The 25497-nt window shown below is 60.1% G+C and carries 16 protein-coding genes, 1 tRNA gene and 1 other RNA gene; 16 read left to right on the forward strand and 2 right to left on the reverse strand.

Annotation, left to right across the window (positions count from 1 at the left end):
• Positions 1 to 307 precede the first annotated feature (307 nt).
• Genes I6J26_RS12905 through I6J26_RS06750 form a run of 9 tightly spaced genes read left to right on the forward strand, consistent with a single transcriptional unit; the run spans position 308 to position 17250 of the window.
• A complete protein-coding gene (locus I6J26_RS12905; RefSeq protein ID WP_239121739.1) occupies positions 308 to 952 on the forward strand; it encodes a hypothetical protein in 645 nt (214 codons plus the stop codon).
• Positions 952 to 4023: a VWA domain-containing protein gene (locus I6J26_RS06715; protein WP_239121740.1), complete on the forward strand. Its 3072-nt coding sequence runs from the start codon at positions 952 to 954 to the stop codon at positions 4021 to 4023. The genes I6J26_RS12905 and I6J26_RS06715 overlap by 1 nt, the downstream gene beginning before the upstream one ends.
• Positions 4024 to 4081: 58 nt before the next feature.
• The gene (locus I6J26_RS06720; RefSeq protein WP_115020999.1) at positions 4082 to 7750 is read left to right on the forward strand and encodes a tubulin-like doman-containing protein; all 3669 of its coding nucleotides are present in this window, start codon (positions 4082 to 4084) and stop codon (positions 7748 to 7750) included.
• Positions 7750 to 10629, forward strand: a complete 2880-nt coding sequence (locus I6J26_RS06725) for a hypothetical protein (RefSeq protein ID WP_115021000.1) — start codon at positions 7750 to 7752, stop codon at positions 10627 to 10629. The genes I6J26_RS06720 and I6J26_RS06725 overlap by 1 nt, the downstream gene beginning before the upstream one ends.
• A 9-nt stretch (positions 10630 to 10638) precedes the next feature.
• Positions 10639 to 13020, forward strand: coding sequence for a hypothetical protein (locus I6J26_RS06730; RefSeq protein WP_115021001.1), 2382 nt, complete (start codon positions 10639 to 10641; stop codon positions 13018 to 13020).
• 2 nt (positions 13021 to 13022) lie between these two features.
• Entirely contained in the window at positions 13023 to 14702 is a 1680-nt protein-coding gene (locus tag I6J26_RS06735) for a hypothetical protein (protein WP_220182054.1), read from the forward strand.
• Positions 14703 to 14759: 57 nt separating this feature from the next.
• Positions 14760 to 15722, forward strand: a complete 963-nt coding sequence (locus tag I6J26_RS06740) for a hypothetical protein (protein ID WP_115021002.1) — start codon at positions 14760 to 14762, stop codon at positions 15720 to 15722.
• Positions 15719 to 16729, forward strand: a complete 1011-nt coding sequence (locus tag I6J26_RS06745) for a TRAFAC clade GTPase domain-containing protein (protein ID WP_115021003.1) — start codon at positions 15719 to 15721, stop codon at positions 16727 to 16729. The genes I6J26_RS06740 and I6J26_RS06745 overlap by 4 nt, the downstream gene beginning before the upstream one ends.
• The gene (locus tag I6J26_RS06750; protein WP_239121741.1) at positions 16726 to 17250 is read left to right on the forward strand and encodes a hypothetical protein; all 525 of its coding nucleotides are present in this window, start codon (positions 16726 to 16728) and stop codon (positions 17248 to 17250) included. Before I6J26_RS06745 ends, I6J26_RS06750 begins: the two co-directional genes overlap by 4 nt.
• A 34-nt stretch (positions 17251 to 17284) precedes the next feature.
• Here the strand turns inward: I6J26_RS06750 and I6J26_RS06755 are convergent, their stop codons facing one another.
• Positions 17285 to 18628, reverse strand: a complete 1344-nt coding sequence (locus I6J26_RS06755) for a hypothetical protein (protein WP_115021004.1) — start codon at positions 18626 to 18628, stop codon at positions 17285 to 17287.
• Positions 18629 to 18681: 53 nt separating this feature from the next.
• Between I6J26_RS06755 and gluQRS the strand changes: the two genes are divergently transcribed.
• Entirely contained in the window at positions 18682 to 19623 is a 942-nt protein-coding gene (gene gluQRS / locus I6J26_RS06760; RefSeq protein ID WP_115021005.1) for a tRNA glutamyl-Q(34) synthetase GluQRS, read from the forward strand.
• A gap of 11 nt (positions 19624 to 19634) precedes the next feature.
• Positions 19635 to 19970: a hypothetical protein gene (locus I6J26_RS06765; RefSeq protein ID WP_115021006.1), complete on the forward strand. Its 336-nt coding sequence runs from the start codon at positions 19635 to 19637 to the stop codon at positions 19968 to 19970.
• Positions 19971 to 20272: 302 nt separating this feature from the next.
• Here the strand turns inward: I6J26_RS06765 and I6J26_RS06770 are convergent.
• Positions 20273 to 20361 (reverse strand) — tRNA-Ser (locus I6J26_RS06770).
• Between the two features lie 166 nt (positions 20362 to 20527).
• Here I6J26_RS06770 and ffs point away from each other — a divergent pair.
• The 5 genes from ffs (at position 20528) to I6J26_RS06795 (ending at position 25485) form a co-directional block, all read left to right on the forward strand.
• Positions 20528 to 20626: signal recognition particle sRNA small type (ffs, locus tag I6J26_RS06775), an RNA gene on the forward strand.
• Between the two features lie 86 nt (positions 20627 to 20712).
• Positions 20713 to 21984 (forward strand): aminotransferase class I/II-fold pyridoxal phosphate-dependent enzyme, encoded by a 1272-nt coding sequence (locus I6J26_RS06780; protein WP_115021007.1) that lies wholly within the window; start codon positions 20713 to 20715, stop codon positions 21982 to 21984.
• Complete coding sequence (locus I6J26_RS06785) at positions 21947 to 22546, forward strand: suppressor of fused domain protein (RefSeq protein ID WP_115021008.1); 600 nt, start codon at positions 21947 to 21949, stop codon at positions 22544 to 22546. The genes I6J26_RS06780 and I6J26_RS06785 overlap by 38 nt, the downstream gene beginning before the upstream one ends.
• A gap of 74 nt (positions 22547 to 22620) precedes the next feature.
• Positions 22621 to 25047 carry a DNA polymerase III subunit gamma and tau gene (locus I6J26_RS06790; RefSeq protein ID WP_115021009.1) on the forward strand — a complete coding sequence of 809 codons (2427 nt, stop codon included), beginning with the start codon at positions 22621 to 22623 and terminating at the stop codon, positions 25045 to 25047.
• Between the two features lie 57 nt (positions 25048 to 25104).
• Positions 25105 to 25485, forward strand: coding sequence for a YbaB/EbfC family nucleoid-associated protein (locus I6J26_RS06795; RefSeq protein WP_039673213.1), 381 nt, complete (start codon positions 25105 to 25107; stop codon positions 25483 to 25485).
• Positions 25486 to 25497 lie beyond the last annotated feature (12 nt).

A 25497-nucleotide genomic window follows, 5' to 3' on the forward strand; every position in this document is an offset into this window, starting at 1 on the left:
TTAAGAGGATAGTAGCCAGAAAGTTATCTGAACTGGGCAGAAAAGGTGGCCATACTATGGCATTCTTTTGCTTGCAGTGTTGTCGTGTTCCCTGCACGTTTCTTGTCTGCTGTGCTTGCTGAGCGCTCGAAGAAATTCGGGCGCGTTCGAATTTTTAGGTCAGCACGAGAAGAACGTGTCCGAGACTGCGACTACCTTATATCTCAATGCTCTCAGCACTCCGGCTGATTCTTTGTCTTCCACGCACTTATGCAGGGAGGAGAGGGAGGTCGGTCGGGGCAAACACCGTTATAGAGAAGGTATCGCTATGACATTTGGTTCCCCAGGTTCGTCACCACAGTTTGGCGGGCGCCCTCCACAAGGTGCGCCCACGCCGAACCCCGGCGCAGGACACAACGCCGGCTCTGGGTTCGGTGCGCCCGGTGGATCCGGCGGATTTGGTGTTCCCAATCCGGCGCAGAACCCGAACCCTAACCCCAGTTCAGGACAGAGCGCAGACACGGGCCCAAGTTCCGGCTTTGGTTCCGGTTCGGGCTTTGGCGCGCCGGGCTCGTCGGATGGCTTTGGCCAGTCCTCCCCAACCCCAGATTTCCGCCGCCAGGTCGCCACGCCGAGCGAGCCGACGAAGGGGCCGTGGTCACTGCTCATCGCAGCAGGTGTCTCTGCAGTTATCGCGCTGATTCTGCTTATCGTGGCGCCCCTCGTTGCCTCCCCGACGCAGGGCCTGTACTTTGGCCTCGCGATTTTTGGCTGGCTGCTGGCGGGCATCGTTACCTTTGTTCTTTTGGGCCTATACACCTTGAAGAACACGCAGCGGCAAGCAGAAACCTTCTACATTGAGGACACCACACAAACCTTGCTCTACCGCGTCATTATGGGCGGTAGTTTCCTCCTCGTCATCGTCGCTGCGGTCGAAATCGCCTTCTATGTAGGAAAGGCGGTTGGCGCCTAATGAAGAAGTTCACTCGTGCACTAGCTTTGTCCGCAGCAGCGATGATTGCCGGTTTCGGCGGTAGCTTGGGAGCTGTAGCGCAAGAAGCCCCACCGGCTCCGGATGCACCAGCTCCTGAGGCGCCGCCGGCACCGGATGCACCCGCGCCGGATAATCCGGAAGGGAATCCGGACGATAAACCTGAAGACCACCCAGAGGACAACGGCGACCACAATCCTGACGAGCACCCAGAGGACAAGCCTGCTCCGGAGGAACACCGCGAAGGTATCGGTTCTGAGTCCAAGCTTTCTGAAGTCTCCCAAAAGAACCTGTCTGACTTCGGCTCGTGTATCGCGAGTGAGAAATCTGCGGACCTACTTTTTGTTCTGGACCAATCGGCGTCGCTCGTCGGCTACGAAGGCTCAACGCCTACGGATGCCGACTTTTTCCGCGTAGATGCTACGGCGGACATTGTGAAACAGCTGGCTAACCTCGGCGAGGATAACGGCGCCGACATCAACGTCAAGCTCGCTGGCTTTGGTTCCGAGTACTACAGCGATCCAGCCGAGTATGGTGGCTGGACCAACGTTTCCGGTAAGGAAGACGCCTTAGATGGGGAGCTGGAGAAATTCCGCCAGGATGACCGCGTTTCTGATCTAGAGACCAACTACGGTGCTGCGTACTCGGGTGCGCTCAAGGAATTCGCATCTCATGAAAGCAGTAATTGCCGTGCCATCGTGTTCTTTACCGATGGCAAGTACTACACCGATGCCGAAGCAAATAATCTGAAGGGCGCACAAGACAAGCTGTGTGAGGTCAACTCTTCAGTAACTGCTTTCCGCAACTCGAACATTCGCCTCTTTAACGTCGGCCTTGTTCCTGCTGCTGAGGCCCAGGACCAGATTAGCCAGCTGACTCGCATGGCAGAAGGTGAGGACTGTGGCCAAGGTGCCCCGAACGGTGCGTTCTTTGATGCTGGTGAGGACCCTGCGGCACTCTTCGCTGCCTTCCGAAATCTCATTCCGACCTCGGGTGGTGTGACTAAAGACGGCAACCTGAAGGACCAATTCGACTTCGTTCTGGATGACTCCGTCTCCCCAGTGCGCCTGTCCGCAGTACCGAAGAATTCGGTGGATGAAGGCACTCTTATTCCTACGTTGACCGGCCCCAATGGTGAGGTGGTTGAGCTCCACACTGATACCACCAAGGTGGCTGGCGCGAAGGTCTCCGTGACCGAAAACAATAAGCTGCCGGGCATGGTGGACATCGCTATGGAAAAGGATGGCGATGACTGGGCGGGCGCATGGACCTTCGGCTACAAGGTGGCGGAGGGCACTGATGGTGAGTACCTTGCGTCTGTCGTCATGGTCCCCGGTCTCACCCTTGACCTCAAGCGTGAGGATGGCACCAAGGTTGAGGGAGGCATTAACTCCGACCAGATACTCAAGGGCCAACTGGTGGACGGCAAAGGTGAGGCCCGCACGCTAGAAGGCGAGGGCACACTGCACGCAGAGTTCGTACCGGAGGAAGGTTCCCCGGTCACTCTCGTGGACAACGCCCCCATTACCGATGGGCAGCCTGTCGATATTCCGCTCGATCAAGTAGAAAACGCTGCCTCTGGTCAGCTGGTCACTCGCGTGGACATCACCACGAAGGGCACGGAGGATCGTCCGGGTTCCAAGCTGGATCCCATCAATGCCGAAACCCCGCTGACTATTACTCCGGTGAACATGCCCACTGTTGGCTCGGCGCAGACAATCACGATGACGGAAAAAGAAATTACCGTCGACGTCCCTGTGACCGGCCCGGGCAAGGTGTGGGTTGCAGACCAGACAGTGAATACCGAAGATGCCATGCTGCCTGCAGGAGTGTCCTCCATCGCTGTGTCCTCCAAGAATAACTCTGAGGACTCTGCACTGGAGCTGTCCAAGGACGAGAAAGCCACCATTCCGGTGACGTTGAGCGTGGAGAATATGGCTGACGGTCCGCTGCGCGTGGAGCCGGTAATTAATCTCCAGTCAGCAGAAGACAACCAGCAGATAGAGTTGCCGTTGACCTTGCAGGGCTCCATGAGTGCTCCTCTGAGCAAGTCTGCATTTGGTTTGGCATTTGTCCTTGCAGTGCTGCTTGCACTGCTCATTCCGCTGGCCATCCTGTACTTCATGAAGTGGTTCTCTGGCCGTATTCCAGAAAAGCCACGCATGTTCGTTAAGACGATCCCGGTCAAGCGCGACGGGGCCAACCTGGTTCGCACCGATAATGGCCGCCCATTTGCAGTCAGCAAGGATGAGTTCCAGGGCGCGGTACCGGTGGAGACCTCGGCACGCTCAGCTCAGCTGGGCCGCAATGAAGCCAAGGTGAAGATGGGGCTGAGCCCCTTTACCGCCGCGCACGTAGAGATTCAGCGTGACGGCACAATCTCCGGCAAGGGCAAGAAGTCCGGTTACCGCGCAGTGCTGCCGCTGGCCATTCAGAATGAGTGGTTCTTTGTTGGTAACCAGAAGGACCGTGATTCCGGTGAGATCGTTATGACCGTCGATACGCTGGCGCAGGCCAGCCAGTACGACGAAATGTCGAAGGAAATCAGCCGACAGGCACTGCCGCTCTTTGACCAGGTAGCGTTCCCTGCTGAGAAGGAGCCGACACCGCCGCCAGCAGGGCAGCAGACCCCACCTCAGCAACCGGGTGGTCCGTCTGGCCCCACCGGTCAACCAGGACCATCTGCTCCACAGGGCCCGTGGGGCCCGCAAGGTGGACCACAAGGAGCTCCGTACCAGGGCAGTCAACCACATACCCCGCAACGCGGTGGCTTTGGTTCCTCGCAACCTGCGGGACCGTCCCCGCAGACCCCGCCTCAGCACGGCCAGCCGGGCCGTCCGAATCAGCCTGGCCAATCTGGATTTGGTGGAGGGCCAGGATTCGGTGGTGGACAGGGCTTCGGCCAGCCACAGCGTCCGAATCAGCCAGGCGGTCCAGGACAGCCTGGTGGCTCCGGGTTCGGTCAACCGGGACAGCAACGTCCGAACAATCCTGGTACCCCTGGTAACAACGGCGGCTTTCCCCCGAACCCCGGGTTCGGACCCCGGAACTAAGTCGGTTTAGCACCACACAACAGCACAGAAGCGAAGCCCCTTCGAAAGGTAGTTAAAGATGAAGAAGTTCCTCGTCGTCGGTTGCGGTGGCTCCGGCGCCAAGACCCTGGCGTTCATGATGGACCAGCTCAAAGCAGAGCTGCGCAGCATTGACCCGGACATGACCGAACTGCCCAAGGCGTGGCAGTTCGTCAACATCGACGTGCCTCTTGAGGAGGAAGCCGGCCCGCAGAAGCTGCCCAACGTGACGCAAAACGGCGGACAGTACGTCGGCATTGGTTCGCGCCAGAACTACAACACCTTCGACGAGGGAGTCTCCAGCATCCTCGGCCGCTCCGGCAAGCTTGGTGAGATCGCCACTTGGGCTACTCGAAACCCGGCGTCCAATGATGTCAAGCTTGCTGATGGTGCCGGCCAGTACCGCGCTATTGGCCGCATGCTGACCCTGCCGCACCTTAAGGAGATTCGCCAGTCTCTCAAGGCAGCGGTGGATGAGATGTTCACCCAGGAAGCAATCCAAGAACTCAACCGCTTGAATTACAAGCAGACCAAGTTGGACTCCGATACTGGTGACTCCCAGCCGGTCGTCCTCGTGGTCTCCTCTATGGCGGGCGGTGCTGGTGCCTCGATGTTCCTTGATGTGTGCCGCGTGCTTACCACTATTCCGAATGTGAACCCACAGGGCACTCTCGTCTTCATGTACACCCCGGAGATCTTCTCCGATAACAAGGCCGATGACATGGCTGGCGCGTGGCCGAACTCCTTGGCCATGTTTGGTGAAGTCGTGGCAGCCCAGATGGGTAATTCCAGCAAGCATGACCGCGCCATCTTCGAAGCCTTCGATATGGGCAACCCGCCGGAGGGTCAGACTTTTGGCCGTATTTTCCCAATCGGCTCCAAGATGGGTACCACCAGCGCGCGCTTCGGTGACGGCTCTGCGATGTCCATTTATCGTGGACTTGGCCGCGCGCTGGCCGGTCTGATGGCCTCCACAAAGGCCAGCGATAACCTTGTCTCCTACGCGTTGACCAATACTCCTGCGGGTGACGGCGGCCGCCGCTTCTTCGGTTGGGATAGCCCTACCGGTGGTACTCCGTGGGGCCGCCTACCCTGGGGTTCTCTTGGTTATGCCCAGGTATCCATGGGCCGCGACCGTTTCGCCGAGTACTCCTCTCAGCGCCTTGCCCGCAGCGCCTTTGAGCGTCTCTTCAACGGTCACCTCGATCCGCAGAACCCCGAAGCCGGTGAGATGCAGATTGCCAAGAAGCTAGAGGAGCGCCTGCCCAATGCTTTTAGCTCCATTACTCTTGATCCGTCCTGGGCGCACGGCGGTCAGATTGATAGCGGCAGCGTCTGGAACTGGCTCAACAGCGTTTTCGGTGGCCAGGCTCAGCAGGCTGCGGATAGCGCAACGAAGTACCTGCAGAACTACATTCCGGTAGGCCAGGGCCGTAACGTCAACGAGTGGCGCGACGAGTTCGAAGGCAACATGGCTGACCCACGCAACGAACAGGCGATTGCCTCCGTGCTGAACAATGCTGCGTATGACATTGTCTACCGCTACGCCAACTTCTTCACTGACAGCGTGCTGGCTACCGTCGAGGGCGAGCTGGCGGCCGTGGGCGTGCCCTATGTGCGCGAGATGCTTTCGAAGATTACGGATGTGTTGACGAACTCCGACCGCCTCATGCCGGTCTTGGGAGAGTACTCGGGTTACTACCAAAACACCCGCGTGCTGACGAAGCCGGAGGGCGCGGATCCCATCCTGAGCCCGCTGACTGGTAAGGGTCAGATGACGGATCCGACGCCGACGGTTAATGCGCTCATGGGCTTGTACTACAACCAGTTCTACAGCTACGCGCTCATGGCCATCGCACACCTGCTCAAGGATGTTCTCCAAGATTATGCTGACGAGAACCTTTTCCACCTCAAGCGCGAGCTGGCAGATGCCCACGCCGTGCTAGAGAAGGCAGTGTCCAAGCGTGCTGAAACCAACAAGCTCGCGGATGTGCGCACCGATGAGGTCAATGCGTGGCCGACGGAAATTGATGAGGTTGTCGAAACCCGCTTCAAGGGTGCCGAGAACGAAATCATGCTCACGGACGTCAACTCCTTCATCGTTGACTACAAGGATCAGATGCTGCGCACGATCCAGGGCCAGCAATCCACGGCGGACGTCACGAACTATGAGCAGGCTTATCCTTTCGCAGTGCGCTCTGTCATCCGCGGTGAGTGGGAATCCCTCGACGCAGCCCAAGCACCGAATGACACGTTGGCACCGCAGAAGCGCACGAACGATGCTTATTCCAACCGCGCTGGCTGGGTTTCTAAGTACCTGTCACGTCACCCACAGACTGGTGAGTCCCGCGAATCCCAGCGTGCGCACTACCGTGCCAAGATTCGCCCAACGGATCTGCTGGAGCGCTCCCGCCAGTGGATTAACCGCCGCGATTATGAGTTCCAGAAGTTCAACTCGGTGGATCTTCGCCGCTACCTCACGCTGACCCCGGACATCAACGAGGTTGAGCACGCCGAGCGTCAGCGCCGCTTCGTCGAGGCCTTCCAGCTGGCACTAAGCTATGCCCGTCCGCTGGCGGCCGTCAACGACGACATGGTCCAGCGCATCCATGGCAAGTCAGTGCAGTACACCTACTCTTTCTCCGATATTCCGTTTGCTGAGCTCGGCTCCGCAGAGAGCGGTATCGCTGCGCAGTTGGAGTCCGTGCTCAACCGCCCGGAAATTGACGGCCCGTCCTCGGTTGCTCTCCGCAACTCCTTGAACATGTCGGATCATGTTCAGCACATCGAGATTTTCGGCTCCTACCCGAACTACTCGCCGATTGTCTTCTCCTCCATGTTCAACTACATCGCCAAGGACATTGAGAAGCAGGACAACTTCGATGGTTCCTGGTGGTCGGAGCGCCGAACCCGCCCGCTCCCGGCAGCGTTGCCGCTCACGGAGACCGAGCGCCAGGCCATGGTTGCCGGTTGGATCATTGGCCGCATCACCGGGCGCGTGTACATCTCTAACCCAGACACCAGCAACGCCGCGGCCCATATCTTTGATGACACTGATGGTGGCGTGAACAATTGGGTCGACTTCCCGAACCCCATGCTCATCTCGCCGCGCCGCATGATCAAGAAGTCGGACTGGATGTCCTCGGTACTGGAATCCATCTTCATCGCATACGCCAAGGTGCAGGAGAACGGTCCTCACGGCTTCGCATCATCGCTGTATCCGTACCAGTTGCTGCGTGGGCTTTTCGACGACGGACTCGACTTCGCTCACTCCGGCGCATCAACGCACCCGGTTGTCCACCGTTTGGCGCAGTTCCTTTCGTCCGGTGAAGTTCCGAACCGCGGCACGGTGGGCACGTCCATCCAGGATCGCTACGAAACCTTCGTCGCGGAGTTGGACAAGTTCGCACGCGGTGCTGATCACTTCGTTCCGGGCCACACCAACGCCTTGCCAGGCCAAGGCCGCGCGAACAAGCCATTCGCAGAGATTCGCTCCCGCGAGGTGGCGTCCATGACGCCGTACTACCGCGACTTGGCCGAGGACGTTATCGCTATGGTGCCGGTTATCCGCAACTACCTGGACCAAGCCAAGACCGTAGCCGAGAATCCCGTGGCGCAGCCGAGCCCGCAGGCACGCACCTCAGAGTCAGATTTCGGGCAGACCACTTCACCGGAATTCAACCTCAACGATCTGGATGACACCTTCTAATGACGAACGTAATTATCTTCGGGCACGGCGCGACTGCGGATGATATCCGCTCGCGGTTGAGCGATTTGCGTGCCGTCGGCCTCCTGCAAGACTTCGTATGGATCGACTACGCGCACCCCACCAACGGAGCGGTTGTGCGTTCCTTCACGGAGGACGGCACTGTGCGCTTGTCGACGCTTGATGATGCCCTCCGCGGCTTTTCCGGTGACGTCCTCCTCGCCACCATTGATCCGATGGATGCCGAACAACCGCAGGACGCCAACAAGCTCACGGAGTGGGTCAGTGCAGTCGACCAACGCCTGATTCAGGCCTCCAACCTGCGCGTTCGTCTGCTGCTGTCCGCCTTGCCGATGGACAACGTTGAGGTAATGCCGCTGCAGGGCTGGAGCAACCTCGTGCTTTCCCCGGAAGAAGGCGGAACCCCGGCCTCCTCACGGATTCGCCCCATTAAACGGACCAAAGATGGTTTCGAGCTCGCACAGTTTGCCGCCCCTGCCGTGGCCAGCATCTTCGGCCTGTGGCGCGGCATGCCGGAGCCGGCCGTGCTGGACCCCGATACACACCGAGTCATCGAAACCGGTGACCGCCAGCGCTTCCGGCTTGTGCGTGCCTTCCACCGCACGATCGACGCCAGTGACATTGAGGACAAGGTCAAGAAGGCCGTCTTTGACCCCACTCAGCGTCTTCCGCAACCGCAGGTCAACAACATTTCCCGTGCTGTGCACTACGCAAACCCGGAGCAACTCACGGATCAGTGCGCCAAGATGTTCATTGACCAGCAGATCTCCCCATTGGTGAGCGCGCCTACCGCTTATGAGGAACTACAGTCTCACAAGGTCAGTGGTTGGGCAGCACTTAAAGATAATCTGCGTCTGTACTGGTCAACGGTCGTCGGCAAGCCCCAGGATTGGGTCGAAGGACAGCGCGGTGCCATGAACAAGAACGCCGCCACGTTCCTCCAGAAGATGCTGTACGGCGAGAATTCCAGTGTTGAGGTTGTGCTGGCAGGGCACTCTGGCAAGGGGAGCGGTGCCACCAGCGTCGATGAACTGCGCCAAGCCAGCGAACACACGATGCGCGTGGCAAAAGAACAGCACTTTTCGCTGGGCCAAGAGCCGCAGTTGTCCCACACCTGGGAGGCCTATCACGATTACGCGCTCGGATTGGTTGACGGTTCTTGGCGCGAGAGCATTGAAACCCAGGGACTGCGCAACAACCAGGGCAACATGTACATCGTGCAGTATGGCGGCCAGTCGGTACAGGATGTTAGCGCTTCCTTCCACGGCTTCCATCCGCTCATGACCAGTACCTTGGGGTACACGCATGAGTCACAGGCAACGGTGGCTCCCTTCGATCCGGTAGGCGCAGAGCGCTTCGCCGCCGACATCGAGTACACGAGTCAGCAAACCCGTAACGAGGCTGTCAGCCGCAAGAAGCATGAGTTTGCTTCCTGGCGTGCGAAGAACAGCACCACCTTCGCATGGAAGGTGGGCCAGGGACTGTGGGATAAGTTGGGCCATGCTCAGCAGAAATACCGTGAGGCACACGCTATGGCCCGCGAGCTACAGGAGCTGGCCAACAGCTTCCAATCGCGTGACTTCAACGCAGAGAACAAAGCTCTTACCGGCAAGCTACGCACGATGTGGGTTGTCCTCTTCGTGTTCCTTGCGCTTCTGACCTACATGGTGGCTGGCCGCTACAACCAGGATCTGCCGCTTGGTGAGTACCTGCAGTGGTTCGACTGGCCGTGGTACGTAGTGGGCATCATTGTGGCGATTCTGCTTTTCCTCCTGTGTTCGTGGGCGGTGTTCACCAAGGCCCAGCGAGACATTTTTGACTACGTACAGCGTCGCAAGCTACTCGCCCGCAACCAGGAGATTGCAGCGCAGAACCTGGCGACATCCTCGGCGGAAATCGCGCGCATTTCCAATGCCTACAACCAGTTCTTGAGTTGGTCGGCGTTGTTGGGCCGTGCTATCTACGCCCCATTCGGCCGCAAGGAAACCTCGAGCGATCACCTGCGTACCCCGCAGTCGGGTCTGCCGGAGAACGCTCGTATTGCCCAGGCCGTGCTCAACCGTGACGATGCTGTGCGCATGACGGATGAGATTCGTTCCCATATTTTCCAAACGGAGTGGGCGCACCGGTCGCTGAAGTCCATGTTGGATGACATGAATAACACCTTTGAGCGCAACCGTACTGGCCACACGGCCGTGGCGCTTAATGAGATGTGGGGAATGGCCGGTCTGGGTTCGAGTACTGCGTTGGATAACCTCTCGCGCAACCTTGACCACCCTTATATGAAGGACCGAGACTTGAAGCAGCAAGAGTGGCAGAAGGTCATTACGGACCCGCGCATGTCGCGCAGCTTGCAGCAGTACTTGGGCCACGTCACCTTCCGTGAGGAAGGAGGCGCACGGAGCCAAAGCACGAGCGAGTTCCTCGCCGGCATGAATCAGGAAAAGGGCGCTTTGCAGGCCTTCAGCCCCAATGCGTTGACAAGTGCTGGCGGCGCTGAGGGCTACACCGAGATTGATGGCTCCCGCACTCGCATTGTGGAAGTGGATAGTCAAACCGCACTGACCAGTCAGCTTTCCCGTTCGGTCACGGTGGTGCAGTACGGCAAGATCACTGATTTCAAGTACCTCATCCCCGATTCCGTCCCTGGTGCGCATACCTTTGACAACACCGCGGACTTGTCCCTCGATGAGCTGGATGACACCAGCCACATGGGTTTCGGGGTGCCAACACAGACCGATGCGCCAAGCGACTCCCGTGGTACCCAGGAGAGCACCCCGTGGCAGCCGGGCTCGAATGCTAACCCCGTGTTTGGTCAGCCGGGGACTCCGGACTTGTCGGACCTCGATGAAACCTTCTAAGGAACGTTGATGACACACACCCCGAAACCCTCAATCAAGGATGTTCCGTTTAGCGAGCTCACAACGTTGCATGAGCTGAAGCGTGTGAGTGCTGACGATGTCCGTGAGGCTGTCTCCGCCCCGTTTAGACAGTTTGCTGAGCAGATTGCCGCTGCATTTAACGGTGAGGAAGTAGATCACCCAGAGCTGAGTGCGCAGTCCCTCAACGCAGCGGCGGCACAGGCACGCGCTGCCGACCACAAGGCTGCGCAGCAAGCAGCCAACGAATGCGCAGCGGCAGAACGGGCAGCCGCAGAGCAGGCACGGCGTCAGCAGCACGAGCAGCAGGCCGCCGCTGTTCAGCAGACGCAGCCTCACGTGCAGCCAGGGTCGGAAGCGCCGGCTGCCGCGGCGCCGCGCGACTTCTTTGCTGAATGGGCAGAGCTCCAGGCGGAAGAAGAACAGAAGACCCAGGTCAACGAAGAGGACTACATCACCATCCCGGGCTTCGGTATCCGGGCAGAGTACCAATACCGCCAAGACCCCAACTGGGTTGCACCAGGCATTGAGTTTGAGGTTGAAGTACCAGATACCACCTCAGCCGAGGATGAGTCCGGTGATGAGTTGGGCTATGGCGTAGAACCGGAGCCAGAGGAAGAATCCGACCAGCGCCACCCAGTACGCCTGTGGTGGCCGGAGCTTGAGCATGAGCCGAACGAGGTCGTGTTCTATCGCGTGGTGGCTGATGATTCCGAGATGGTTGCCTCCCCCGACGCTGGCGATACCCTTGTGTACACCAAGGGCACTGCCTACCGCGATAACAACCCGGGAGAAGCAGGACTGCGGCACTACGCCGTGTGGGCCTATAAAGGTACGGACCTGCGTGAACTGGTCAATAGCCAGCCAGTCTTCATGGGTGACACCGCTGTGGTATTCCCACCGGTCAACGTGCGAGTCTCAACCATCAAGGGGGCTATTCAAGTCTCCTGGGACCTGCTGCCAGGCCATTCCAGCGCCATGGTTTATGCCTGCCGTGATAGCGAGAAGGAGCTGCTTTCCCCGCGATTTGAGCAGGACGTGGACAGCTCCGGCCGCAAGGCCACCATCCCGGTCCAAGAATCCGGTCAAACCATCGTCATCTCCCTGCTGGGCCAAGCAGAGTTCCACGGTGCTACCGAGCAGAGCCAGGATGAGGTTGCGGTGCAGCGCTCCGTGAAGCTGGCCAGTGAGTTGGAAAAGCTGGAGCTGTCGCGCTGTGAGCGCCGCAGCGAGTACGGCCACGATTCCATTGAGGTGGATTGGTATTCACCGAAGTCAGGTGAGGTGAATATCTACCTCACCCCCACAGCTCCACCAGCAGATCTAACTACCTCAGCGGTACCAAAGACGTACGTCGAAAGTGCGCTATCGAGCGCCTTTACTGAGACTCGCGGCATTTCTGAAGCGGGTTCCTTCCAGACCGTCACTATGACGTGGCCACCGGACTGGTACGAGGTGTACATCACCCCGGTGAACTTCAACGACGCCGATGCCTGGGTAGGCGAATCCAAGGTGTTGCAGCGCGTGCAGTCCATTGAAGATGACCAGTTCCGTCTCATCGAGCGTGTGGAGAGCCAGCTCATCACCTTCGATTGGCCAAAGGGCGCTACCGCGGTCGAATACTTTACAAACCGCGAACATGACCAGATTCGTGAAGAAGACTATGACCTCCAAGGCGGGATCCGCCTGCACCTCGACCAGCACGGCGATACCGTACGCCTCAAGCCTTATGCGGTGTTTGCTGGTAAGCGCACTGAGGGCGAGGAGCGGGTCATTCAGTATGAGGGGCTGCGCCCCGTGACGTATGACTTTGACGTCGATGTCTACCAAGGCCAGGTCAAGGTCTACCTGTGGAGCCTGGGCAATGGCGATAAGCGTCAGTTCTCCTGCCAGGTCGTGTACCGAGCTGACCGCCTGCCACTCTTCCCGGAAGACGGTGAGGCACTCGGCATTGTGGAAACCAACCTGCAGAGCACGACCCACGTGGCACAAGGCTTGGGCCCTTCACGCGGGCAGTACCCAGACTTCACGGTGTCGCTTGGCCAGTACGCACAGCGCGGTGGATTCATTCGTTTGTTTGCTGTGGAAGGGTTCGACACCTACGTTGATTCTTCCTTCGACAGCTTCGGCGGTAACGATGCCTTCAGCGGATTTGCTGAGAGCTATAGCGAGGCATCGCCGACTCTGAGCGCATCAGATAAAGCCGTGGTCGTGGAAGGAGATGTGGCGAACCGCTTGATGTTCTACGCCGCTGGCCCGAATGGTGGCCCGCAGTATTCTGAGCAGTACACCGAGCCGCAGCCCGGGCAGTACTACGACCAGAGCTATGGCCAGAATTATGGTCAGGACCAGTACTTCCAAGGAGGCCAGTAGCTATGGGCGGCGCATTTAGCTATGCATCTTTCTCCCGCGCCAAGGGCCGTGCTGGCGGTTGGGGAGTGGGCCAGAAAGTTGGTGACCTTACTCAAGAGGAGCTCGCGGAGCTGGTGTCTTTCGTGCCCACCTCGCTCAACAACGGCACTGCCATCCCGGATTTTCCTTCCGCGCAGCAGCGAGCTGAGCTTGTTCGCCGTACAGCAGTTTTCGCTCTGACACCGGAAGCGGATAAGTGGGTAACCATGGTGTCAGTCCCGGCTGGTCTCGATGCCACTGGGCGCGGCGGCAATGTTTTCACCTACACCACCGTGACGCGAACTGGCACCCCGCCGGCTCCCTCCACGGTGCTTTATTCCCCCGATGTACCTGCTCCTTTTTCCATCTATGAGGTGGATAAGGTGCAGATTCCGGAGGGAATTTCGGCGCGCGGTCCGCTGCATTCAGATGTTTTGCTCGACGAGTTCCTCGACGGGGAATTCCGCCAGCCGGAGAAGCTTCCGGCACCGTTTAAGTCCGTAACCCCGAACCCAGATTCCACGTTCAACCGTGACTTGGTATCGGCGATGGCCACGGTGCTTAACTCTCGGAACGGCCTGGTCATTCTGGTGGCGCCAGACAACCAAGCGGCATTGTGGATTGCCGCCACTGCCCGCGAGGTGGGGGAGGACGGTTTTGGCTTCTCTACTTTTGAACGAGCCGCAGCCATCAATGAATTTCCACTGAGCACCTCCACCATGATCGTGGTCCCGCCGAGCGAGAAGCAGCGCTTGGCAGACACCACCATTTCCGGAAACCCAGTGGTGTTTGTGCTGGGTGAGACCCTGCCTGATGTCAGCGCGTACGAACAATCTTCTGCTGAAGAGGACACGCGGAGAGCGGAGCCGGAAGCCCCAGCGGCGCAGGAGGAAGCACCGTTTGGCGCACCTTCTTTCGGTTCCTCGCCTTTTGCTGGTGGCGGCGATCCCGCCGCGCCATTCCCGCCGAATCCTCTTGCTGCGTCGCACCCACGGGAGGAGCAGCTTTCGCCGAGCGATGATGGGCTGCCACTGAACGCGGCATCGGATAATCCTTTTGCAGCTGGGGCAGCTGGCGCGCCTATGGCGTCGGCAAGTGCGGGGCTGGAAAAGGAGACGTCGACAAGCGCAGCCCCAAGCTTCAACCCGGCAGAACCAACTCCTGAACCATCCGCAGCAACGGCCACAGATGGCGCGCAGCCGGGGGTGAACGCGACTGTCCCAGCCTTGAGTGCGGAGGAATACCAGAAGCTCACCACCTTTGATGCGCGCTGGTGGATTGAGTACCTCGATACCCATCGCGGCCGCTCAATCCAGTTGGCGTACCTGGACAAATCCACGTTGGGTGACGGGCTGGACAAGCTACTCATGTCAGCGATTATTGCTTCGTGGGTCTTTTATTTCCCTCGGGATTTCACTCTGTTGGCCGAGGACGCACTGCGGCCGTGGGAGAACCGCGACCTTGAACACATCGCGCACCTCACCGCTGATCATTTTGTGAATGCGTTCCACCTTGAAAACTGCGAGCGTTATGCCACTGGTCGCGTCGCCATGGTGCTCGATGCCGTGGCGCAGCTTCTCGCAGAGCGCTCCGTGCGGCACCAACAGCACCACCCAGGTTGGCAGAACCGCGGACAGGGGCAGGGCAGAGGCCCGGGGCTGTGAAGCGATGGATGTTAGGCAACACACGACTAGGGAATATTAAAGAAGGTAAGAAGCGTCATGGCTAAATACACATTGCGGGACGGCGAGTCCCGCCGCATCGGCTCAGACGGCATCCTGCGCGTCGAAGCCTTCGAGATGGGCAGCGGTGGTGCATCGATGGAGCTGGCCATCGTCGGTGAAGGCGTCGATGCCGTCCGCGTGCACGACCTATCCCTGATGGTTCACTCCCTTCCGGAGCGTGCCACCATCGTGGTGCAGCCCAAGCGCGGCGGCACCTTTGGCCAGCGCAGCGAGGTGCGCCTCACGGTGAGCAACGCGGGCGATTCGGTGACGTTCCCGCGGGTGCTTATCGACGCCGCAGAGGACTCCCCCGAGCGCCTCGCCGAAGTTACACCCGAGTCCGGCAGCTACCGCCTTGACGCCTTCGGCACGACCGAAGGCGCTGGCATTACAGATTCTGCCCGCGAGGTGCGTTCCAAGATGCGGCGCGCCGAGCTCGATGCCTCCGGGCTGGATGATGTCACCGTCGTCGTCGATGGTTCTGCGTCCATGCAAGTGAACGTCACACCAAAGATTGTCGAGGCAGCCGCCAAGTACATCGATGCGCTCTCGGATGCTTTCAAGCGCTTCCGCGCCACTGATGGCCAAGACAGCATCCAGACCCACAAGGTGGATGAGCTTACTCGCTTCATCAGTGGGGTCATTGAAAACGGCGCGGAGCGCGTGGGGCAGCGCCCGTGGCACGGGCCGAACATCGTATCCACGTCGTCGTTGGCTATTTACGTTACCGACTCCCCGGTAGCGTCCATGGTGGATACCGGCGTGCCCACTGTCGTACTCATCACGAGCGCTATTGGCCGCCAAGAGCTGGAGCTCGCCCACATCAATGGCACGCCACGCCAGGTGGCGTATGCGGTGATTGATGAGGACGTCGTCAAGCAGCTCGACAGCGGCGCCAACACTGAGCTTTCCGAGCTCACCGACCGAGTCACTGCCATGCTGAAGGAGAGGAACTCATGACCCAGGCACGTTGCCCATGGACGTTCAAGCCGCTAGAGGCGGGCGTGACTGTGAGCCCGTACACGAACCGAGAACTGCCGGAAGGGTGGACCGATGCGGTTACGCATTGCGTAGCTATGGCCGGTGCCCGTAACTCCGGCAAGTCGCTGTATACGGCGGTGATGATTAAGCAGCTCAAGCAGTTGGCCCACAAGCACGATAGGTCCGTGCAGCCAGCGGATGAGTCGACGCGCGAGCGCTACGCGGAGGTCTATGAAAAGCCTCTCTTCGAGGAGATGCGCGCCATGGATCCCACGCCGAGCGCTGTGGCGACGGACGCCTACCAGCGTGACCCACTCATTTTCGAGCTGGGCGTATGGCCGGATGAGCAGGGACAACCGCGCATGAATTACTTGGTCTTCCGCGATGTGGCGGGCGAAGACCTGGAAAACCCGCCGGAGAACGAAGCTGATCGCGAGAATCTCGCGTTCTTTTCCCACGCAGACCTCGTAATTTTCCTTTTCGATCCGCTGCGCGTAAAGCAGATTCAGGATTTTATACACGGTCTTATTCCCAACATTGGTGAATTGGGCGCGGATTCGCTGAGCGTGCTGGATAACCTTCTGGATCTTCTCGACACGGATACCCCGCCGCCGCTGGCTGTGACTATTTCCAAGTTCGATACCGTGCAGAAGCTTGAGCAGGTTGATGATGTGCGGTGGAAGAAGCTCATGTCCAACCGTGGTGCGGCCTTCCGGCGCGATACGGGCTGGAATTTCAACGACTCGGACCGCTACATGGTTCACCTGGAGGCCGAGTCTCTGTTGCGCTTCCTTGGCGCGAATGATCTCATCAACAAGCTGTACTCTGCGGCGCCTCGTGAGGGAAGCTTCTTCGTTGTGTCTGCTCTCGGTGAGGCCCCGACGGGGCGTCAATTAGCGCGCAGTGGCATCGCGCCCTACCGCGTGCTCGACCCCATCCGCTGGCAGCTGAACCAGCGAGGCGTGTTTGCGGGGGACGTCTCATGACCTTCGGGACTCCGCAGTCCGGGCCTTCGCAGCCGGGGCACCAGCATCCTGCCCCAGCGCCCATCCCGGCTGGCCCGAATGCCGCACAGGACTATCGCTATGGGCACGTCACGGATTCTGCCCGGGAATCGCGCCGAGCAGCGGATATGAAAGCCCAGTGGGCGCCGTGGCCGTTGAAGGTCGCAGCAGTCATTGAGCTGTTTATCTGCGCCTATGCGGTGTTTAATATCTGCAAGCTCGTGGCCTTTGAGAACAGCCCGGAAGCAGTGACCCGCACGGAACAGCTATCGACCGAGTTGGGCGTGCTGCTTGGCGTTCTGGTGCTTCTCGTCTGTGTGCTCACCACCTACGTGCTGCATGCGCAGCAGTCAGCGCGCATCGCGCTTACCGCTATCAGCGCAGTGCTGGTGTTGCTCATCCCCGTAAGCTCGGTTATGCCGGTGTCCATCGCCTCAGCCGTGGTTATCGTGCTGCTGTGGTTGCCGGTGAACCGGCAGTGGTTCGGTGGCACTAAGACCTAAGACTTAAGCCCTCGCTCAAGCTCTAGCTTGAGCCTTAGGCCTTCTTGCGCAGCTCCTCCAGCGCGCGCGTGTTGCCGGCGGCGTCGAAGAGGTTGTAGGCGAAGTGGTACATGTTCCGTGCGCGTTCGGCTACGTTGCCGGCTGCATAGCGGTCACCGAGGAGTTCGGCTACTTCCGCCAGCGCGCTTTGCTCAGTCGGGGTGGTGGCGGCGGAGGCGGTGTGCTTCTCCAAGAAATCAAGCAGAACCTGCGTGGACTTGAACATGTCCTCGGCCTGCGTGCGCAAGCTCTCGGAGTAAAGCACCGTCCACTTGGCGGCCACCGGCAGGCTCTTCAGCTTTGTAGAATCCACATAACGGGAGGCCAGAATGTCATAGGCCTCTTGGGGGTCGGTGGGAAGAACATGTAGGCTTACCCGCTTGAGGATGGCTTGCAGTTCGTTGTCGACATCACCGAGGCGGGCGTACTCCCGCTCGGCTGCCTCCAAACATGCGAGGCGCTGGGCTTTATCACCGCTTGAGTTGGCTGCGGCATCGCTGTAGAAGCGCGCCAGCATCGCCGGTGGCAGCTGCTGGTATTCTTCCTCGCGGCGGGCGTTCGACAGGATGGCAAAGGACTGCGCGGCTACACGGGAACAGTCGTCCTGCGAGTTTGATGCCCAGAGAGCACCGACAGCGGATTCAAGGATGACCGTGAGGGCGTCCACAAACGAGGTTTCGGAGCCATCAAAATTCCCGGAGGTCACCGCGTCATTGATGGTGACAAACTCAGCGGCGTGGGCTCTTGCATCGCCGTTCTTGGCCGCGTCGAGGCGCGTGCGCAGTTCAGCAAGTGAGGACGGGCTGCTATCCCCACCAGAGGCAGCAGACGCAGCCGAAGAATCGGCAACGGGCTGGGACATTGATGCAGTGACGGCCTCAGAAAAGTCCTTGTGGCTAGCAGCGGTCTGTGCGGCAGCAATCTCATCGAGCACGGAGCGATCCCCCGCAGCAGCGGCCTTGGCGGCGAACTTCTCTGCTTCTTCTTTAAAACCGTTATCCAGCCAGGCGCGCGCAACTCGGGCGTAGCCGGTAGCCACCAGATCCGGCTGGCCGGTCAGTACGCCGATGGAGGCAATGGTGAAAGAGTCGTTGGCATCTTCGATGGTGCCGGCGGCCTGGCGGAGAGTCTCGCGGGCTTCCAGGTAGAGAGCAGCGGGATGCGCATCCTCGATGCTGCCCAGGAAAGAATCCTTCGCGATGACCCGGTTAATTTGCTTGTCAATGTGCGCTGACTCCGTAGTGGGCAGCGTCAGACCAGAGCTCTGGGAGCGCGCATAGGCCAGCATGCGCTCGGCGTCGGCGGAATCAAGCAGGGGATAGGTCGCGTCAGAAGCCATGGGGGCGATTCTAGTGGAGGACTCGCCTCCGCGCGGCCCCTAGACTGGACTGCATGGATTCTCTTTCTCCCGCCGGCCGCTATGCCCCGAGCCCGTCTGGTGATTTGCACCTAGGCAACCTTCGTACGGCGCTCCTCGCCTGGCTCTATGCGCGCAGTAGCGGACGGCGCTTCCTCGTTCGCGTGGAAGACATTGATACGCAGCGTTCCTCGCGCGAATCGGCTAAGCGCCAGCTGGAGGATCTCGCGACCTTGGGCCTGGGCTGGGACGGGGAGGTCATCTACCAGCAGGATCGCTACGCCGCCTACGAGGAAGCCTTGGCACAGCTGCCCACCTACGAGTGCTACTGCTCGCGCAAGGACATCCAGGAAGCCTCCCGCGCACCGCATGCAATTCCGGGGCAGTACCCGGGGACGTGCCGGGCGCTTAGCGACGATGAACGGGCCGCCAAACGCGCCGAACTCGCCACCCAGAACCGCGTGCCAGCCATACGCCTGCGAGCTGGGATGGCAACGTACACCATCCACGATGCCGTGGTGGGCGAGTACACGGGTGAGGTGGATGACTTCATCTTGCGCCGCGGCGGCCAGCCGCCGGCAGATCCGACTCAGGGTATGGACTGGGCCTATAACTTGGCGGTTGTCGTTGATGATGCCTTCCAAGGGGTGGATCAGATTGTGCGCGGCGATGATCTCCTCTCCTCCGCGCCACGCCAGGCATACCTTGCGCACCTTCTGGGCTATCCGGAGCCAGAGTTCGTCCACGTGCCGCTCGTGCTCAACTCTGAGGGAGTGCGCCTGTCCAAGCGCGATGGGGCAGTGACCCTGCGTCAACTACTCGCCGAGCCAGAACGAGAAGTGGGCGACGTCATCCGCCTGCTTGCGGGCTCCCTAGGCTACGACACCGAAGGACTGTACACGCCTACGGATCTTCTCACGCGCTTTAAACCCGATAAGCTTTCGCGTGAACCCTATGTCTGGGATGGAACGGTGTAGATCGGAGGAGCATGGACGCCTATGAGTACGCCCAGCTGGAAGACAGCCTGGATTATCTCTATGACTTCTTCGACACGGATCTAGAAGAACGCGTGCGCGCTGGGCGTGAGCTCCTGCCAGAAGGCATGGAAGACATCTTGGGTGACCATACCTTGGAAGACTACGTCTGGCTGTGGATCAAAGAACCTGGTCCCCACGGCTTCCGCCGCTACCTGCGTGACGGCGGCTATGACGAGGCCGAGGTGGAAGAGGCTTTCTTGCTAGCTCGCACTGAATGGGGAATGAATACCCCGCCGCACGTGGAGTGGCTCAAGGAAGACGGTTTCGAGGCCCCCAAGTTCGAGTAGGGGCGGTTGACCATGGGCGTTCGATGGAAGCGCCCAGCTCGAGTGCCCAGCAGTAAAGAAACCAAAGGATTGGCACCTTATGCGAAATCTAGCATTCAACCACCTGCGGTTTTACGTGCTCAGCCCCGCAAACGGTGCCTTTACTTTGGTTCCTTTGCCCAAAAGGCTCAAGCCTCGCCCGCCCTCTAACCGGCCAGGCCCGGATTGACGGGCGGTCAACACCGACTCCGGCGTAGGCGCTAGACGCAGAATGCGAAAAATCCCGGTTCACAGCGTGATGCCGGTGAACCGGGATTTCCCAGTGGCGGAGGATAGGGGATTTGAACCCCTGAGGGATGTGACTCCCGCACGCGTTCCAGGCGTGTGACATAGGCCGCTAGTCGAATCCTCCGCTGGAAAACATTACATGAGCCCCCTAATGAAGCAAAATCGCCAGGTCAGCGCGAAAAACTTGGGGATGGGAGGCGGTAGAGGGGAAGCCGGGCTGGGAGTCAGGGCGGGAGCTGGGTGGCGAGGGTGCGGTTTGGCGTCGGCAAGCACGGCACGCTAGGCTGGACCACAGGATTCCGCGTGGCGTCCATCCTCTGAACTCCCCCAGGGCAGGAATGCAGCAAGGGTCAGGAGGCTCTGGCGGGTGCGCGGGGTCCCCTTTTTTATTTATATGTGGCCTTGCACACGGGGGAAGCGTGCGGCAGTTACTATGGGTGCCATCTGTCCGCCACATGTCCCGGAAGGAAGAGGGATGTCGCTTTCCAATCTCGACGCATCCGAGCTCAAGGAGCTTGCTGCTGAAGTACGCAAGGACTACGAGGCTCTTAAGGCTGAGGGTCTCAACCTAGATTTGACTCGCGGTAAGCCGTCTAAGGCTCAGCTGGACCTGTCCAACGATTTGCTCGTGCTGCCAGGCCGCGGCCACTACACCGACGCTGCCGGCAATGACCTGCGCAACTACGGAAACCAGAAGGGCATCAAGGAGCTGCGTGACCTTTGGGGTGAGCTCACCAACATGGAGCCGGAACTGCTTGTTGCTGCGGATTCTTCCTCGCTGAACATCATGTATGACCTGATCCACCTGTCCTACACGTTTGGCAACAACAGCTCTGATCAGCCGTGGAGCAAGGAAGAAACCATCAAGTGGATCTGCCCTACTCCGGGGTATGACCGCCACTTCACCATTACGGAGTCCTTTGGCTTCGAGCTCCTGTCGGTGCCGATGGAAGAGGATGGCCCGGATATTGACGCCGTTGAGGAGCTGGCGAAGGACCCGCAGGTCAAGGGCATGTGGGTGGTGCCGATGTTCTCCAACCCAACGGGTGCGGTTATCTCTGAGGAAAAGACCCGCCGCCTTGCCGCGATGGAGACGGGTGCGGCAGATTTCCGCATCGTGTGGGACAACGCCTACGCCGTGCACACTCTTACCGAGGACTTCCCAGAGGTTCTGCCGATTCTGGAGATCGCGGAGCAGGAAGGTAACCCGGACCGTTTCTGGGCCATGTCTTCGTCGTCGAAGATCACTTTCGCCGGTTCTGGTGTGAGCTTCTTCGGCTCCTCTGAGGACAACCTTGAGTGGTACCTCGAGCATGCAGGTATTCGCGGCATTGGTCCGAACAAGATCAACCAGTTGGCGCACTACGAGTTCTTCAGTTCCGCTGAGGGCGTGCGCGCGATTATGCGCCGTCACGCTGCACTGTTGGCACCGAAGTTTGAGTCCATCCTGCGTATCCTGGACAAGCGCCTGACTCAGTACGACATCGCGGAGTGGACTCAGCCCAAGGGCGGCTATTTCATCTCCTTGAACGTGCCAGATGGCACTGCTACTCGCGTGTGGGAGCTGGCTCGTGACGCCGGCATTCTCCTCACCCAGGCAGGCTCCGCCTTCCCCTATGGTGAGGACGCCAAGGACCACAACATCCGCCTTGCTCCGTCCCTGCCGCCGCAGGAAGAGGTAGAGGCCGCGATGGACGGCGTGGCTACCTGTGTCCTGCTGGCCGCCGTGGAGAAGCTGGGGGCATAAGGCTATCAACGCTGACGAGACGGCCTATTGGCTCGATGACGTCATCCCCGTTGACCTCGAGTTCAAAAACATCGAGGGGCACCGTGTGGGCTTAGCCGTGCTTGACGACGATCAATCGCTCGCCGTCACCTGCGACTTCGCCGACGTGGATACGGGGTTGGCCCACGCGGAGCAGGGTATCGATGTTCGTTGCGAGCTTCTCGCGGTTGCTCGCATCGGCCAAGCAGAGGTGGCTGCCGCTGTGAGCGCCGCGTCCAGCCTTCTCGCGAAGGCCGCCGGCGTTCTGCCGGCGCAGCCGGGCCTCCTGTTACCGAATCTCTTTGGTGAGAACGATGAGCGCTTCGCGTACCTGTCAGTGCGCCACGGCATGCTCATCGCTCCTTACCTGTGGGGCGGGCAGACCCCACAGGTAGCGGAGGATAAACGCCTGACGTTGGTGTGTCAGCTGCTCATGCTGACTGATGCCGAATATGCCTTCGCGGTTGAGGAAGGTGTACCGGCCCTGCAGAACGCAGTGGCGGAGCATGGCATCGATCTGTTGGACTGGCAGCGCTCGGGGTAGCTGAAATATCGCCTCACTCGTGGGGCTTCCATGTGTGATCCGTGTGTCCGAGCAAGGCGCTAGACTGACTAACCGTGGCTCTTTACCGGAAATATCGTCCAGCAACGTTCGCGGAAGTGGTGGGCCAAGAGCAGGTCACCACGCCGTTGTCCGCCGCCCTCGACGCGGGGCGCATTAACCATGCGTACCTCTTTTCCGGCCCGCGTGGCTGCGGAAAGACCTCGTCGGCACGCATCATGGCACGCTCGCTCAACTGCGAGCAGGGCCCCACATCCACGCCGTGTGGCGTGTGCGATTCTTGTGTTTCCCTAGCCCCTGGCGGCCCCGGCAACCTGGACGTGACAGAGCTTGACGCCGCCTCCCACAATGGTGTGGAGGATATGCGTGAGCTGCGCGACCGCGCCTACTACGCGCCAGCCGAATCGCGCTATCGCATCTTCATCATCGATGAGGCGCACATGATTTCCGCCTCCGGCGCCAATGCCTTGCTGAAGGTGGTTGAGGAACCACCGGAGCACGTTATCTTCATCTTCGCCACGACGGAGCCGGAAAAGATTATCGGCACCATCCGTTCGCGTACCCACCACTATCCTTTCCGCCTGCTGACCCCGCCGGCTATGAAGGGCCTGTTGGAACGCACCGTAGCTTCAGAAAATGTTCACGTGGATGACACCGTCTACCCCATGGTGATCCAGGCTGGTGGCGGTTCTCCCCGTGATACCTTGTCCATTTTGGATCAGCTCCTTGCGGGTGCTGGCCCCGATGGCCTGACCTACGACGTTGCACGTCCGCTACTTGGCGTGACGGACCTTGGATTGCTTGATAACACCGTGGAAGCCTTGGCCAACCAGGACAAGGCTGGGTTGTTCAGGCTGGTCGATGATGTCATTGAAGCCGGCCACGAGCCGCGCCGCTTCGCCATTGACCTGCTCGATCGCCTGCGTGACCTCATGATTATCCAGGCCGTGCCTTCCGCCTTGGAGGAGGGGCTCGTGTCTGCGCCGACCGACCGCGGGGAGATCCTTACTGCCCAAGCGCAACGTTTCTCAGGCCCGCAGTTGGCCTACTTGGCAGAGACCGTTAACGAACGCGTGTCCTCACTGCGCGGTGCTACCTCTCCACGCTTGCTTCTGGAGATTCTCTGCGCCCACCTCATTGTGGGCACAGCCCCGGCTGCTGCCGCTGCCGGTCAAGTTCCTGCAGCCGCGCAACCAGCTTTGGGCGCATCCTCCGGCGCCTCCGCTTCTGGTAGCCAGTCCGGAGCTCAGGGCCAAGGCCCGGGCGCTGCAGCGACCCAGCGTCCGCAGTCTGCAGTATCTAGTGCCCAGGACCCTGCCGCTGCTGCTGCCGCCATCATTGCGCAGCGCCGCAGCCGCCAGGCAGCGAAGCAGAACGCTCAGCAGCAAGAACCGCAGCAGTCCGAGCAGCAATCGGCACAGCAGCCTGAGCGTGAGCCAGTGCAGCCTCAGCAGACGCAGCCGCAGCAAGCTCAGCAACAGCAAGAGCAGCGACAGGACACCGCACAGCAGGATCCGGCTAGCGACATCCGCTCTCGCTGGTCTGACCTGCGTGCCACCATTGGCCACCGCAACAAGGTCGCGGAGATCATGCTTGCTGAAGCCCGCGTCCTGGGCGTGCGCGACGACACCCTTGTCCTTGGCCACACCACGGGTGCTCTGGCAGAGCGCATCAATTCGCCGGGTACCAACGAGGTCATCGTCGCGGTCCTCAAGGAGGAGCTCAACCGCGACCTCAAGGTGGAGTGCGTCATTGGTACTGACCCCAAGGCCCACGGCTTCACTGTGGAGAAACCCGTCCAGCGCACTCAGTGGAACCCCAACCAACCCCAGCGTGAGGCTTCCGAGCCTGAAGAGGAGGCAGAGAGTCCGGAGACGCCTAGCTCCACCGAAACCTCCGATTCTGGCCAAGCGGAAACGAGTGAACAGCCGGCCACCACTGACACGTGGGGCGCGCCGCGCCGCATCGGTGGACAGGAGCCGTCGTCTGACACGACGGAGCAACCCCAGCCGACACCGCAGCGACAAGAGACGTCGCCGCAGCGACAGGAGACACCTCAGCGCGGTGCGACAGTGCCCCCAAAGAGGGAGGCTCGTGGCAGCCAATGGCGATCACGCATTGCTCAAGCGAGTCAGGTAGCAGCCCAACGCGATGAGGAGTTTGCCAAGGTTCCGCAGTTTGGAAACGGTGTTCCGTTGCCGCCGGAGCCAGGTCCGGATGAGGGTGAGTACGAGACGCCACCGGAGCAGTATGCACCGCCGGCGGGAGCGGATGGAGCGCCGGAAAGTGCAGGGCACAGGCCTGAAACACCGCCGCAGCCGACTCCACAGCAGGTCTCTCAACCCCAGCCGGAGTACTCACGCGACGACGAGGAACGCGACATGATGGAAGCCGCGCAAAACGCCGGCGAGATGGATCATCGCAACGCCACGGAAGTTGCCATGGAGCTTCTCGCACAAGAGCTAGGGGCGCGGCGACTATAGCGCGGCATCTGTACACTTGTCGCGTAGTGAAAATAACCGTGTGAAAGGACTTTTAGCATGACTGAGAACGACCCGATGCAGCAGGCCAACGACATGAACGACATCCTGGCGCAGGCTGCCCGTGTCCAGGCTGAACTGCAGAAGGCACAGGAAGAAATCCTGGCCGCCACCGTGGAGGGCACCGCAGGTAATGGCCTGGTGAAGGTCACCATGACCGGTGGCGCTGAGCTGCAGGACATCACCATTGATAAGTCCGTGGTGGACCCAGAAGACATTGAGACTCTGCAGGACCTCATCGTGGGTGCCTTCAAGGAGGCTCACGCTGCTGCCGGCCGTCTTGCACAGGAGAAGATCGGCCCGCTGTCTCAGGGCATGGGCCAGTCCCAGCAGAACTACGATGGTCCGTCCATCCAGGATGTCTTCGGCGGCAACCAGTAAGTCGCGCGATAC

This window comes from Corynebacterium minutissimum (assembly GCF_016889765.1).
In the GTDB taxonomy this organism is placed as follows: Bacteria; Actinomycetota; Actinomycetes; order Mycobacteriales; family Mycobacteriaceae; genus Corynebacterium; species Corynebacterium minutissimum_B.

What these genes read in the sequence shown, in the direction of transcription:
- I6J26_RS06755 (WP_115021004.1), bottom strand. Translation starts at nt 18,628, where the DNA reads ATGGCTTCTGACGCGACCTATCCCCTGCTTGATTCCGCCGACGCCGAG.
- I6J26_RS06780 (WP_115021007.1), top strand. Translation starts at nt 20,713, where the DNA reads ATGTCGCTTTCCAATCTCGACGCATCCGAGCTCAAGGAGCTTGCTGCT.
- I6J26_RS06795 (WP_039673213.1), top strand. Translation starts at nt 25,105, where the DNA reads ATGACTGAGAACGACCCGATGCAGCAGGCCAACGACATGAACGACATC.
- I6J26_RS06730 (WP_115021001.1), top strand. Translation starts at nt 10,639, where the DNA reads ATGACACACACCCCGAAACCCTCAATCAAGGATGTTCCGTTTAGCGAG.
- I6J26_RS12905 (WP_239121739.1), top strand. Translation starts at nt 308, where the DNA reads ATGACATTTGGTTCCCCAGGTTCGTCACCACAGTTTGGCGGGCGCCCT.
- gluQRS (WP_115021005.1), top strand. Translation starts at nt 18,682, where the DNA reads ATGGATTCTCTTTCTCCCGCCGGCCGCTATGCCCCGAGCCCGTCTGGT.
- I6J26_RS06765 (WP_115021006.1), top strand. Translation starts at nt 19,635, where the DNA reads ATGGACGCCTATGAGTACGCCCAGCTGGAAGACAGCCTGGATTATCTC.
- I6J26_RS06715 (WP_239121740.1), top strand. Translation starts at nt 952, where the DNA reads ATGAAGAAGTTCACTCGTGCACTAGCTTTGTCCGCAGCAGCGATGATT.
- I6J26_RS06735 (WP_220182054.1), top strand. Translation starts at nt 13,023, where the DNA reads ATGGGCGGCGCATTTAGCTATGCATCTTTCTCCCGCGCCAAGGGCCGT.
- I6J26_RS06720 (WP_115020999.1), top strand. Translation starts at nt 4,082, where the DNA reads ATGAAGAAGTTCCTCGTCGTCGGTTGCGGTGGCTCCGGCGCCAAGACC.
- I6J26_RS06740 (WP_115021002.1), top strand. Translation starts at nt 14,760, where the DNA reads ATGGCTAAATACACATTGCGGGACGGCGAGTCCCGCCGCATCGGCTCA.
- I6J26_RS06750 (WP_239121741.1), top strand. Translation starts at nt 16,726, where the DNA reads ATGACCTTCGGGACTCCGCAGTCCGGGCCTTCGCAGCCGGGGCACCAG.
- I6J26_RS06745 (WP_115021003.1), top strand. Translation starts at nt 15,719, where the DNA reads ATGACCCAGGCACGTTGCCCATGGACGTTCAAGCCGCTAGAGGCGGGC.
- I6J26_RS06725 (WP_115021000.1), top strand. Translation starts at nt 7,750, where the DNA reads ATGACGAACGTAATTATCTTCGGGCACGGCGCGACTGCGGATGATATC.